Source organism: Stenotrophomonas sp. CS3K5 (genome assembly GCF_059515225.1).
In genome coordinates this window covers 175,283-187,542 of record NZ_JCAKRX010000006.1, presented here as the reverse complement: position 1 = coordinate 187,542, position 12,260 = coordinate 175,283, and the positions used below count along the sequence as shown (strand labels likewise).

The following is a 12,260-nucleotide window of genomic DNA, read 5'->3' as shown; positions in this document are numbered from 1 at the left end:
ATGCCGGCGTGCCGGCCCTTATATCCGGAAACAGCCATGGCCCTTCTCCCCATTCTCGAGTTCCCCGATCCGCGCCTGCGTACCAAGGCCGCGTTGATCGACGCCGCCGAAGTCACCACGCCGGCCTTCCAGGAGCTGGTCGACAACATGTTCGAGACCATGTACGACGCCCCCGGCATCGGCCTGGCCGCCACCCAGGTGGACGTGCACAAGCGCTTCATGGTCATCGACGTCAGCGAAGAAAAGAATGAACCGCATGTGTTCATCAACCCGGAAATCATCGCCAAGGACGGGGGCCGGGTGTACCAGGAAGGCTGCCTGTCGGTGCCGGGCATCTTCGCCGACGTGACCCGTGCCGACACCATCACCGTGAAGTACCTGGACCGCAACGGCCAGCCGCAGCAGATCGAGGCCGGTGAAGTGCTGGCCACCTGCATCCAGCACGAGATGGACCACCTGGACGGCAAGCTGTTCATTGATTACCTGTCGCCGCTCAAGCGCGAAATGGTCCGCAAGAAGCTGGCCAAGCAGCGCAAGCACGTGGCGTGATCGCCCATCCGGGCCACCCGCCGGGTGGCCCGTGCCTGCGCACGGCGCAGGCTGCACGGCGCCGGCCGACGGCGCCGTTTTCTTTCCTGCACGAATCCATCCTGCAAGTGGGGTAGCCATGAGGATTGTCTTTGCCGGTACGCCGGAATTCGCGGTGTCGTCGCTGCGCGCCGCCGCGCGCCACCACGAGGTCGTGGCCGTCTACACCCAGCCGGACCGCCCGGCCGGCCGCGGCCGTGGCCTGGCGCCGTCGCCGGTCAAGCTGGAAGCAGTGGCCCGTGGCATTCCGGTCTACCAGCCCGAGTCGCTGAAGGACGAAGCCGCACAGCAGCAGCTGCGCGATCTGCAGCCGGACCTGATGGTGGTGGTGGCCTATGGCCTGATCCTGCCCAAGGCGGTGCTGGCCATCCCGCCCCATGGTTGCTGGAACGTGCACGCTTCGCTGCTGCCGCGCTGGCGCGGTGCCGCGCCGATCCAGCGCGCGATCCAGGCCGGTGACGAAACGACCGGTGTCTGCCTCATGCAGATGGAAGCCGGCCTGGATACCGGCCCGGTGCTGCTGCACCAGGAACTGCCGATTGCCGCGACCGATACCGGCGGCCAGCTGCACGACAGGCTGGCCGAGCTGGGCGCGCAGGTGCTGTCCGACGGGCTGGGCCTGCTGCGGGCCGGCATCAAGCCGATCGCGCGGCCGCAGCCGGAGCAGGGCGTGACCTACGCGCACAAGCTGGACAAGGCCGAAGCGAAGCTGGACTGGGCGCAGGACGCCGGGGCGCTGGCGCGTACCGTGCGCGCGTTCAACCCGTGGCCGATCGCCGAGGCCACACTGGCCGGTGAGCGCGTGCGCATCCATGGTGCGGTGGCGCTGGACCTGGCCCACGGCCAGGCACCGGGCACGGTGCTGGCCGCCGGCCGCGAGGGCATCGACATTGCCTGCGGCCAGGGCGCGCTGCGCCTGCGCGTGCTGCAGCGTGAAGGCGGCAAGGCGATCACCGCCGCCGACTACCTCAACGCCCGCCGCGACCTGCGCGTGGGGGCATAAGCGGTGTCGAAGCAGAACGATTTCTCCATCGCCAAGGCGGCGCCGGGCGCAGCCACCCGCATGCTGGCCGCGCGCGTGCTGGCGCAGGTGTTCACCCGCGGCCGTTCGCTGAAGGCCGAACTGGCCTGGGCACTGCCGAAGCTGGCCGACAGCCGTGACCGTGCATTGCTGGAAGCGCTGTGTTTTGCCGTGCTGCGCCGGCGCAGCACCTACGACGCGGCGTTGCAGTCGTGGATGCAGAAGCCGCTGTCGGCACGCGATGCCGACCTGCGCACGCTGCTGATGGTCGGGTTCGCCCAGCTGGACGTGCTGGAACTGCCGGCGCATGCGGCCCTGTCGGCGACTGTTGACGCCGCGCGCGCGCTGGGCCGCGAGCGCCAGGCCGGCCTGGTCAACGCGATCCTGCGCCGTGCGCAGCGCGAGGGGTTCCCCGAGCAGCCGGCCCGTGATGCGTTCCCTGACTGGCTGGCCGATGCCCTGGAGCGCGATTGGCCGGGCCAGGCTGAGGCGATCTTCGCCGCCAGCCTGCAACCGGCTCCGCTGTGGCTGCGTGCCAACCGCCAGCACGGTGGCCGCGACAAGGCCCTGGCGGTGCTGGCCGAGGCCGGTATCGCCGCCGAGCCCAGCCCGCTCAGCGCTGATGCGCTGCGCCTGGCGGCGCCCATCGCGGTGAACCAGCTGCCGGGCTTCGCCGACGGCGCGCTGTCGGTGCAGGACCTGTCGGCGCAATGTGCTGCCGACGCGTTGGCGCCGGCGCCCGGCGCCCGCGTGCTGGACGCCTGCGCGGCCCCCGGTGGCAAGTCGGCGCACCTGCTCGAACGTGACCCGACCCTGCAGCTGCTGGCCCTGGATATCGACGCCCGTCGCCTGGCGCGCGCCCGCGATACCTATGTGCGCACCGGCGTGGGCGAAGCTGCGCAGACCCGGGTGGCGGACGCAAGTGACCCCGGTGCCTGGTGGGATGGCACCCTGTTCGACGCCATCCTGCTGGACGCGCCGTGTTCGGCCACCGGCGTGATCCGCCGTCAGCCGGACGTCATGTTCCACCGCCGTGCCGAGGACATCGAGGCCCTGGTCGGTGTGCAGGCACGCCTGCTGGAAGCCTGCTGGTCGATGCTGCGCCCGGGCGGGGTGCTGCTGTACGCCACCTGTTCGATCCTGCGCGCCGAGAACGTCGATCAGGTGAGGGCGTTCCTGAAGTGGCATCCGGATGCGCAGGCGCAACCACTGGGCGACGCATTCGGCCTGGACTGCGACGGAATCGCACGCCAACGGCTGCCCGGTGACCACGATGCTGACGGATTCTTCTACGCACGTCTGCTAAAAACGGCCTGACTCCGCTGCCGTTGCGAGCCCCATGCTGAAAACCCGCGCGTCGCGCGAGACCTGGTTGTTGGCGGTGATGGCCCTGCTGGTGCTGGGGGCCGGGCTTGGCCTTCGCGATCCGTGGCCGTCGGACGAGCCACGCTTCGCGCTGGTGGCCAAGCAGATGATCGACAGCGGGCACTGGCTGTTCCCGCATCGTGGCACCGAGCTGTACTCGGACAAGCCACCGATGCTGATGTGGTGGCAGGCCACGCTGTACAGCCTGATCGGGCACTGGCGCGTGGCCTTCCTGCTGCCGTCGCTGCTGGCGGCGCTGGGCACGCTGTGGTGCGTGGTGGATCTGGGCCGCCGGCTGTGGACGCGGCGGGTGGGGCTGTATGCGGGCTGGGCCCTGCTGTTCGCGCTGCAGTTCACCTTCCAGGCGAAGAAGGCGCAGATCGACGCGCTGCTGCTGCTGTTCATCACCCTGGCCAACTACGGCCTGCTGCGCCATCTGCTGCTGGGCCCGGCCTGGCGCTGGTGGTGGCTGGGCTGGTTCTTCGCCGGTATCGGGGTGATCACCAAGGGCGTGGGCCTGCTGGCGCTGCTGATGCTGGTGCCGGCGGCGCTGGCCGCGGCGCTGCACTGGCCGCGGCTGCAGCTGCACGCACGCGATCCGCGTTTCTGGCTGGCACCGCTGGCCTTCGTGCTGGCCGTGGCGTTGTGGCTGGCGCCGATGCTGCTGGCGGCGTTGGCTACCGGCTCGGATGCCTACCGGGCCTACATCGACGACATCCTGTTCCAGCAGACGGCGCGGCGCTACACCCATTCCTGGGACCACCACCAGCCCGGCTGGTACTTCCTGGCGACGATGCCGCTGCTGTGGATTCCGCCGATCCTGGCCTTGCCCTGGGCGCTCCCGGCGTGGCGCCGGCGCCTGCGCCGCCGTGACCCGCGCTACCTGCTGCCGCTGGCCTGGTGGCTGCTGGTGGTGCTGTTCTTTTCCCTGCCCGACGGCAAGCGCGATGTGTACATCCTGCCGGCGCTGCCGATGTTCTGCCTGGCGCTGGCGCCGTTGTTGCCGGGCCTGCTGAAGCGGCGTGACGTGCAGGCCGTGGTGGGCGCGTTCACCGCACTGTTGGCGTTGGGCCTGGCGGTGGCCGGAGCCCTGGCACTGCTGGGGGACCCGGGCTACGAGCTGCGTCTGACGCACAGCCGCGGGCTGGCGCCGGGGGCGGTCGACGCGCTGGCGTGGGCGATTCTGGCCATGGGCCTGTGGGGTGGCTTGAGCCTGCTGGCCAGTGGCCGCCGGCGTCACCTGGCGCTGGTCTCGACCCTGGCCGGGATATGGACGGTGTACAGCCTGATCGGCTACCCGCTGCTGAACGATTCCAGTTCCGCCCATGGGCTGATGCGGACGGTGGGGGCCCGCATCGGCCCGGACGCGGAACTGGGGCTGGTGGCATGGAAGGAACAGAACCTGCTGCTGGCCGACCGCCCGGCGGCCACGTTCGGCTTCCAGACCCCCTGGTACGCGCAGCTGGCGGCCGCGACCCGCTGGCAGCGACTGGTGCCCGAACGTCGCTGGTTGCTGGTCAACGAGCACGCCCTGCTGTCCTGCGTCGACCGCAGCCGCGCGGAACTGGCCGGCGTGGCCAACCGCCGCCGCTGGTGGCTGGTGCCTGCGGCAGCGGTCAGCCTGCCGTGCGTGGCCACCCCGGCCGAACGGGAACGTGAACGGCGCTTGCAGGAACATGACTAGCGCCTACCATTTCGACTTGTCCAGTCTGCCCAAGCGCGGCCAAAGGCAGTAAAACAGCAGGCGGAAACGACCTCGGTGGCCGCTTCCGTTCATTCCGCAGATTGCAGCGATATCTCCGACGTGCCAGCTTCATCGGACAACCTGAATTCCAAGGGCGGCGATCTGCTGGGCATTCCCGTCGGTGGGCGCCAGGGCGCTGCGCACGGGCTGGCCCAACTGGGCCTGTTCTGCCTGCCGGCGCTGGTCCTGACCGTGCCGATCAACCTGCTGCCGTATGGCCTGCTGCTGCTGCTCAGTACCTTGCTGGCGCCGGAGCTGCTGTGGCGCGCGCGTGGCATGGCCGGGCAGCCGGTCAAGGTGCTGACCTGGCTGATGCTGGCCGTGCTGGTATTGGGGCTGGTATCGGTCCTGCTGTTCGAACAGGGCCTGCGTGACGTCGACAATCGCTCGCGCTTCGTGGTGATTCCGTGGATCGCCTTGTGGGTCTGCGCGTTGCGTCCCGACCTGCGTTGGCTCTGGTACGGCGCGCTGACCGGTCTGCTGGCCACCTTCGCCATGTCGCTGTGGCAGGTGCTCGGTGGTGCGCCGCGCGCCGAACTGTTCACCAATGCCATCGTGCTGGCCGACATCGTGATGGTGCTGATGGTGCTGCTGGTGTTCTGCCGCCCATCGCGGCGCTGGTCGCTGGTGATCGTGGGCATGGCGGCCGGCTGCGGCACCATCGTCCTGACCGGCAGCCGCGGGGTCTTCGCGGCGTTGCTGGCGCTGCTGGTGGTGTTGGCGCTGAGCCTGCGCTGGCGGACCGGTGCGGCGCGGCTGTCGGTGCTGGCGGGCATGCTGGCCATCGGCGCGACACTGCTGCTGTCGGTGCCGGAACTGCGCCACCAGGTACGCCTGAGTGAACTGCACAGCGATGTGCAGCGCATGGAGCAGGGCGACAGCGATTCGTCGGCCGGCGCACGCGTGGAACGCCTGCAGGTGGCGTGGGACACCTTCGTTGACCACCCGCTGGTTGGGGTTGGCATCGGGCATTTCGACAACGCCATGCAGCGGGTACCGGTCTGCCGCGACAACCCGGCCGAGGCACGTTGCCACCTGGGGCATGCGCACAACGATATCGCCGAATGGGCGGCCACCCAGGGAGTTCCGGGCCTGGCACTGCTGCTGGCTGTCTACGGCATTCCGCTCTGGTTGTTCGTGCGCCTGCACCGGCGCAGTGGCCGGGCAACGTTCCGCGGTCCAGCGGCCGCCGGCGTGATGCTGGTGATCTCCTACGCCCTGTGCGGCTTGACCCAGTCGATGTTCGCGCACCAGATGACGGCCAGTTTCTACGTCACCCTGGTCGGCCTGCTGACCGGCCTGTCGATCGTCGAAGGTGCGCGGCACCGGGCACGCCTCGGCGGTTGACCGCCACGCGACAGCCGACGATCAGGCGCCTGGCGGATCGGCCACCGCCTGGCCGTTGCCCAGCATCCACAGCATGATGGTCTTCTGCCGTACGTAGTTGGCGCGGACATAGGCATAGACCAGGCCATGCCAGCCGTCGCGGAAGCCGCCACGGAACAGGAAGCCGCGCCAGAACCGCCAGGCCGGCGCCAGCACCAGCTTGCCCAGGGTGGCGCGCTTGCCACGTGCGAATTCGTGCTCGGCCATCATCCGCGCGTACTTCTCGGTCTTGGCCAGCTGCTGCTGCAGCGAGCGGTAGGGATAGTGCAGCAGGTCGCCGCGCAGGGCGCCGACGCTGCCGTCGACGCTGGCCGCTTCGTGGATCTCGCGCTTGCCGCGCCAGCCGCCCTGGCGGCGGTCGAACAGGCGCAGCACCCGGTCCGGGTAGGCGTTGCCGTGGCGCAGGAACTTGCCGAAGTACTCGGAGAGGCGCGCGAAGCGGTAGCCGGCATGGCCTGCGAAGCCGCCGTCGCGGGCCTGTTCGATGGCCGTGCGCAGGTCCGGGCTGATGCGCTCATCGGCGTCCAGGCACAGCACCCAGTCGTGGCTGGCCTGCTCTACGCAGAACGCCTTCTGGCTGCGGAAGCCGTCGAAGGGCCGCTGCAGCACGCGGGCACCGGCCGCTTCGGCGATGGCCACGGTGGCGTCGGTGGACTGCGAGTCCACCACCACGATCTCATCGCAGAAGGCCAGCGAGGCCAGGCAGTCGCCGATGCGGCCGGCCTCGTTGAACGTGATAATGCACGCCGAGATGCGAGGCCGTTCGATGGGAGCGGTCGTGGAGGACATGATGGCCGGTTACCTGTTGTTTGCGACGGAGCGCTATGCGCTGCCTATTCTCGCCCCGTTGGCGCAGGCCTTGCACGCCTCCGGGCAGGAGCTGGCCGCCTGGTTCGAAGGCGGCGCGGCCGGCAGCAGCCTGCCCGGGGTGCCCAACATCGGCCTGAAGCAGGCCCTGGCGATGCGTCCGCGCGCGGTGTTCAGCGCCGCCAACTGGGTACCGACGTTCCTGTCCGGGGCCAAGGTGCAGCTGTTCCATGGCTTCAACGTGGAGAAGCGTGACAGTGCGCGTGGCCACTTCCGGGTGCGCGGCATGTTCGACCTGTACTGCACGCAGGGCCCTGCCACCACCGCACCGTTCCGCCAGATCGCCGATCACCAGGGCCACTTCGCGGTGGTCGAGACCGGCTGGCCGAAACTGGATCCCCTGTTCCGCGATGATGGCGGCGAGAGCGCCGCGCTGCGCGCGCCCGCGGGCGGGCGCCCGGTGATCCTGTTCGGCTCGACCTTCACCGAACGCCTCAGTGCGGCTCCGCACCTGCATGCACAGATCGCCGCCGACATCGCCGCTGGCGAACGCTACTGGCTGCTGACCCTGCACCCGAAGTGCCCGCCGCAGCTGTTCGAACAGTACCGCGCGCTGGCCGGTGCCAATGCGCGCTTCATCGAGCCGGAGCAGGTGATGGCTGCTCAGCGTGCGGCCGACGTGCTGGTGTCGGATACCTCGTCGATCGTTTCGGAGTTCATCGTCCAGCACAAGCCGGTGGTGACCTTCCGCAACCGTGTGCCGAAGCCGCACATGATCGACTTCGACGACCCCGCGCAGCTGGCGGCGATGCTGCAGCGCGCGCTGCACCCGGACGCGGCGCTGAAGGCGGAGATCGTGCGTTATGCCGATGCCATCCATCCCTACCGTGATGGCCTGTCCAGCGAACGAGTGATCGCGGCCACCGAGGATTTCCTGTCCGGTGAAATGGGCGTGTTGCGCCGCAAGCCGTTCGGCAGCTGGGTTCGCGACCTGCAGATCCGCAGGGATCTGGGCTACTGGGGACCGTCGCAGCGGTGAACGGGTAGTGCCGCCTCACCAGCGCAGCTTGCGCCGTGCCAGCGCGCTGGCCAGCTGATCCATCATCTGCTGCGCCTGTGCCTGCGGCAGGTAGGACAGGGTCAATGCCACATCACCGTGTGCACCGGCGGTGTCCAGCTGCAGGCTGCTGGTGCCCAGCAGCCTGTCCAGCGGCGAGCGTTGCAGCCGCAGGCCCTGCACCTTGTCCAGCTCGGCCCAGCGCCACCAGCGGTTCCACCAGCCGCCACGCACCGCCACGTAGTGCGCATCCAGGTACCAGCCGATGCGCTCCATCTGCTGGCGCGCCACCCACAATGCCACCGGCAGCCAGGCCAGCACGATCAGGCCCCAGCCACCCCAGCGCCAGTAGCCGGCCGCCGCCAGCGCTGGAACCAGCACCAGCGCGCCCACGCACAGCCGCCACCGGCCGTGCTGCGGCACCGCCTGCCAGTGCGCGGGCGGCCAGTGCAGGTGCGGCAGCAGCTGCTGCACCAACTGCTCGCAACGCGGCGCCGGAGCCAGTGGCGCCAGCTCGCGCAGGGCACGATCTTCCTCGCGCGACGGGCCACCGGCGGCGCTGTCGATACGCAGCTGACGCAGCCCGAACCATCGATGCAGGGTGCCCTCACGCAGCGTCCAGGCCTGGATGCGGCGACGCGCCACGCTGCTGCGGGTGCGGCTGAGCAGGCCGGCCGATACGGTCAGGCGACCGGCCTGCTCGGCGAGGATGAAACCGTGATAGCGCAACAGGGTCAGCACCACTGACAGCGCGCGCAGCACCAGCCAGCCCAGCAGCAGCGCACCGGCCAGCAGCGCGAAGGCACCGGCCACGCCGGGGTGCAGATGACTGGCATAGCCAAACGCCTCGCGGCCGCCACGCTGCAGGGCATCGTCCATCAGCGAACGCGGCACGATCTGGAACAGCACGCCGATGGCGGCCACCACCAGAGTCCAGCCGCGGTTGGAGAGCAGCCCCATGCGCACCACCTCCCAGCTCGACAGGCGCAGCAGTACCTGCCCGTCGCCTGCATCGGCGGTGTCGGTGGTGGCGTGGGCATCGGCGGCCTGTGGCGCGTGCCCGCGCTGGCGCACCAGACGCTCCAGCGCCAGCGCCTGGTCCAGCTTCAGGACCCGCATTTCCGCTTCCGGGCGGGCGCCGCCGGCCGACTCCAGGCGCAGTTCGGCCACGCCGAACAGGCGATGCAGCGGGTTCTGCCGCACCTCCACATTGTGGATGCGGGCGAACGGAATCTCGCGACGATTGCGCGCAAGCAATCCGCTGCGCACGGTGATCGCATCGATGCCGATGCGGTAGCGATAGCTCAGGTACTGCAGCACCGACACCAGCACCAGCACGGCGATGGCGGAGAGTGGAACCAGCTGTGCCCACATCGGATCGCGGTCACCGCGTTGGCCGAACACCAGCAGCGCGACCAGCGGCAGGAAGTAGTGGCGCAGCTGCATCAACAGCACGAACAGCCACGACCACGGGTGCAGGCGATGGTCCTCGCCACCGGCGGGCAGCGATACGGGCAGGGGCGGCGGCAGGCTCACAGGGCGTCGGCGTCCTGGTCCAGCTGGTGCGCCAGGGTGTCACGCAGGCGTTCGGCGTCGGCTTCGTCCAGGCCGCTGACGGTGACCGCGCTCATGCGCGTGCCGGCGGTGTGCACGATCAGCGTGGCCAGGCCGGCGCGTCGTTCCAGCGGACCGCGGCGCAGGTCCAGGTGCTGCACGCGCGAAACGGGAATGCGCGTTTCCAGCTGCCACATCAGGTCGCGACGCAGGCCCAGGCCCTGTGCATCCAGCCGCCAGCGGGTGCGGGTGACGCGCCGATGGCCCAGCCAGGCGCCGAACAGCAGCCCCGCCAGCAGTCCCGCCGATGCAGCCCAGAAGCCGCCGGGAAGATCGAAGAACCACCAGGCCGCCGCCAGTGGCAGGCCCGGCACGAACAGGCCACCGAAGGCGCCTTCAAATGCGGCCAGACGCGCCGCGCGCGGGGGCAGCGACTGCCAGGCGGCGGTGGGCGGGGTGGCAGGAACGACGTCGGTCACGCAGGCTCCGTCAGGCGGCAGGGCGGGCGATGGCGGCCGTGGCCGCACCGCGCAGACGGTAGCAGGTCGGCTACGTTACTGCGCAGCCTGGATCAGTGCATCCACATCCAGCAGGTGGCCGGCACGGTCGGCCTTGGTGCGCAGATAGTGCTCGTTCTCGGTGGTGATCTCGCCGGTGACCGGAATGCAGTCCAGCACCTCGATGCCGGCATTGCGCAGGCGCTGCGCCTTGGTCGGGTTGTTGCTGAGCAGGGCCACGCGGGTGACGCCCAGGCCGCGCAGCATCGCCACCGCGCTGCCATAGCGGCGCTCGTCGGCACCGAAGCCCAGCTGCGCATCGGCGTCGATGGTGTCCAGGCCGTCGTGCTGGTAGCCATAGGCGCGCATCTTGGCGGCAATGCCGGTGCCACGGCCTTCCTGGTCCAGGTACAGCAGCACGCCGCCGCCCAGCTCCTTCAGCTTGCGCAGGCCACGCCGCAGCTGGTCGCCGCAGTCGCACTTGAGTGAACCGAACAGGTCGCCGGTCAGGCACGAGGAGTGCACGCGCACCGGCACCACCGCCGACAGGTCCGGCTCGCCGACGATGATCGCCACCTGGTCGCGCTGCGCCACGCCGCCGCGGAACACCGCGAAGGTGGTCATGCCGACGTCGCGCAGCGGCACTGGCGAACGCGCCACCAGTTCGTAGTCGTGGGCCGCGTGTGCCGCACCCTCGGCCAGGTCGCACAGGGCTACTTCAGCGGCACCGTCGAAGGTGCTGTCGCCGGATTCCAGGCGTACCGCGACCATCGCCGGCAGCAGCAGGCCCAGGCGCGCCAGTTCCACCGCACCGGCATCGAAGGCATCACCGGCGCTCCAGTCGGCCGGCATCGGCCCCGGCTCGCGCAGATAACCCAGCGAGGGCAGCGCATCAAAGGCGATGCCGGCCAGCGGCAGGCGCGCGCCCTGCGCTGCCTCCACGCCGAGCACGCGGGCGCGGGTGGCGGTCAGGAACAGGTAGTGGCGCTCGCGCGCTGCATTGGCAAAGGTGGCAAAGCTGCTGGCGGTGGCACTGTCCAATGCGATGACCGCCAGGCGCTGGCCCTGGCCATCGTGGAGCAGCACCGGGCGGCCGGCGCGCAGTTCGGCCACCGCGCGTTCGCAGCGGATCGCGGCGGGGTCGCCGAACAGGGAAGAAGCAGGCATGGCAGGACCGGGGGAGGCGGACATCGCAGTCTCTATGGGGGCGCCAGCGTCGTATTCAACACGGTGCGGCTGCCGGTCGCAGGGGCCGGTCGGGCCTCGGTGCGGCGGCCGTCAGTGCGGATGTTCCTCGGTGGCGTAAGGGTCGTCCTCGCCGCTGCCCGGTGGCCGCAGCGTATAGCGCTTGTAGGTCCACTGGTACTGCGTCGGGTCGCGCCGGGCGATGCGCTCGATGCCGGCATTGAGCGCGGTGGCGGCCACCTGCGGGTCCGGATCGGCCACCGCCGGCTCGGTTGGTTCGATGTGCAGGGCAAATTCCATGTCCGGCCCGATGCGCTCGCACCAGCCATACAGCACGGTGGCGCCGGTGCGCTCGGCCAGGCGGTTGACCAGGGTCATGGTCAGCGCCTGCACGCCGAAGAACGGCACGAACACGCCGTCGCCGGCCTTGGGCTGCTGGTCGGGCAGGATGCCGGTGGCACCGCCCTCCTTGAGCACCTTGAACAACTGGCGCACGGCCGGGCCTTCGGCGCGCACCTGCTGCACGTTCTGGCCGCCGCGCACCAGCTGCAGGAAGGCATCGCTGGCCTCGTCCTCCGGCGGCTTGTAGACGATGGCGATCTGCCCACGCGAGGCCAGCCACTGGTTCAGCAGCTCCCAGTTGCCGAAGTGCGGGGCGGCCACGATCACGCCCTTGCCGCTGGCCAGCGCCGCGTCGTACAGGGCTTCGCCGTGGCGCTGCTTCAGGTGCAGGCGCAGGTTGTCGGCCGGCCTCTGGCTCCACAGGCGCAGGGTCTCGATGGCCTGCAGGGCGGTCGAACGCAGCAGCTCGCGGTGCAGGCGGTCGCGCGCGGCAGCGTCCAGTTCCGGGTAGGCCAGTTCCAGGTTGCGGCGGGTGACGCGGCTCTCACGGGCGTTGAGATTGATCCACGCCCACGCCAGGGCGCGCGCGACGCCCCGCAGCAGCGGCCAGGGCAGGCGGGCGAACAGGGTGGTGGCGCGGTAGACCAGCCGGGCTTTGCGTTGCGGATTCATTGGCGCCAGTTTAGCCAAGGGCGCTGCTATCGTGGCCGGCCG

The 12,260-nt window shown here is 70.0% G+C and carries 11 protein-coding genes; 6 read left to right on the top strand and 5 right to left on the bottom strand.

Annotated features, from left to right (window positions below; translation table 11 throughout):
- Nucleotides 1-36 precede the first annotated feature (36 nt).
- From def to AC5YGJ_RS11190, 5 genes are all read left to right on the top strand, one after another.
- Nucleotides 37-549, top strand: a complete 513-nt coding sequence (gene def, locus AC5YGJ_RS11210; protein ID WP_496186571.1) for a peptide deformylase — start codon at nucleotides 37-39, stop codon at nucleotides 547-549.
- A 118-nt stretch (nucleotides 550-667) separates the two neighbouring features.
- Nucleotides 668-1,591, top strand: a complete 924-nt coding sequence (gene fmt / locus AC5YGJ_RS11205; protein ID WP_309338960.1) for a methionyl-tRNA formyltransferase — start codon at nucleotides 668-670, stop codon at nucleotides 1,589-1,591.
- Nucleotides 1,592-1,594: 3 nt separating this feature from the next.
- The gene (rsmB, locus tag AC5YGJ_RS11200) at nucleotides 1,595-2,926 is read left to right on the top strand and encodes a 16S rRNA (cytosine(967)-C(5))-methyltransferase RsmB (protein ID WP_249842744.1); all 1,332 of its coding nucleotides are present in this window, start codon (nucleotides 1,595-1,597) and stop codon (nucleotides 2,924-2,926) included.
- Between the two features lie 22 nt (nucleotides 2,927-2,948).
- Nucleotides 2,949-4,658, top strand: coding sequence for an ArnT family glycosyltransferase (locus AC5YGJ_RS11195; RefSeq protein ID WP_249842745.1), 1,710 nt, complete (start codon nucleotides 2,949-2,951; stop codon nucleotides 4,656-4,658).
- Nucleotides 4,659-4,799: 141 nt separating this feature from the next.
- Nucleotides 4,800-6,065: an O-antigen ligase family protein gene (locus AC5YGJ_RS11190; RefSeq protein WP_496186624.1), complete on the top strand. Its 1,266-nt coding sequence runs from the start codon at nucleotides 4,800-4,802 to the stop codon at nucleotides 6,063-6,065.
- A gap of 21 nt (nucleotides 6,066-6,086) precedes the next feature.
- Here the strand turns inward: AC5YGJ_RS11190 and AC5YGJ_RS11185 are convergent, their stop codons facing one another.
- Entirely contained in the window at nucleotides 6,087-6,893 is an 807-nt protein-coding gene (locus AC5YGJ_RS11185; protein ID WP_309338966.1) for a glycosyltransferase family 2 protein, read from the bottom strand.
- Between AC5YGJ_RS11185 and AC5YGJ_RS11180 the strand changes: the two genes are divergently transcribed.
- Complete coding sequence (locus AC5YGJ_RS11180; RefSeq protein ID WP_496186623.1) at nucleotides 6,892-7,950, top strand: CDP-glycerol glycerophosphotransferase family protein; 1,059 nt, start codon at nucleotides 6,892-6,894, stop codon at nucleotides 7,948-7,950. The genes AC5YGJ_RS11185 and AC5YGJ_RS11180 overlap by 2 nt on opposite strands.
- Nucleotides 7,951-7,965: 15 nt before the next feature.
- On the opposite strand, the gene AC5YGJ_RS11175 is transcribed toward AC5YGJ_RS11180, so the two are convergent.
- The 4 genes from AC5YGJ_RS11175 to AC5YGJ_RS11160 form a co-directional block, all read right to left on the bottom strand.
- Nucleotides 7,966-9,504, bottom strand: a complete 1,539-nt coding sequence (locus tag AC5YGJ_RS11175) for a PH domain-containing protein (RefSeq protein WP_496186570.1) — start codon at nucleotides 9,502-9,504, stop codon at nucleotides 7,966-7,968.
- Entirely contained in the window at nucleotides 9,501-10,001 is a 501-nt protein-coding gene (locus AC5YGJ_RS11170; protein WP_496186569.1) for a PH domain-containing protein, read from the bottom strand. The genes AC5YGJ_RS11175 and AC5YGJ_RS11170 overlap by 4 nt, the downstream gene beginning before the upstream one ends.
- Nucleotides 10,002-10,076: 75 nt before the next feature.
- On the bottom strand, nucleotides 10,077-11,210 hold the full coding sequence (gene ribA, locus AC5YGJ_RS11165) for a GTP cyclohydrolase II RibA (RefSeq protein ID WP_249842749.1): 1,134 nt from the start codon (nucleotides 11,208-11,210) through the stop codon (nucleotides 10,077-10,079).
- Between the two features lie 87 nt (nucleotides 11,211-11,297).
- The gene (locus tag AC5YGJ_RS11160) at nucleotides 11,298-12,218 is read right to left on the bottom strand and encodes a lauroyl acyltransferase (protein WP_496186568.1); all 921 of its coding nucleotides are present in this window, start codon (nucleotides 12,216-12,218) and stop codon (nucleotides 11,298-11,300) included.
- Nucleotides 12,219-12,260 lie beyond the last annotated feature (42 nt).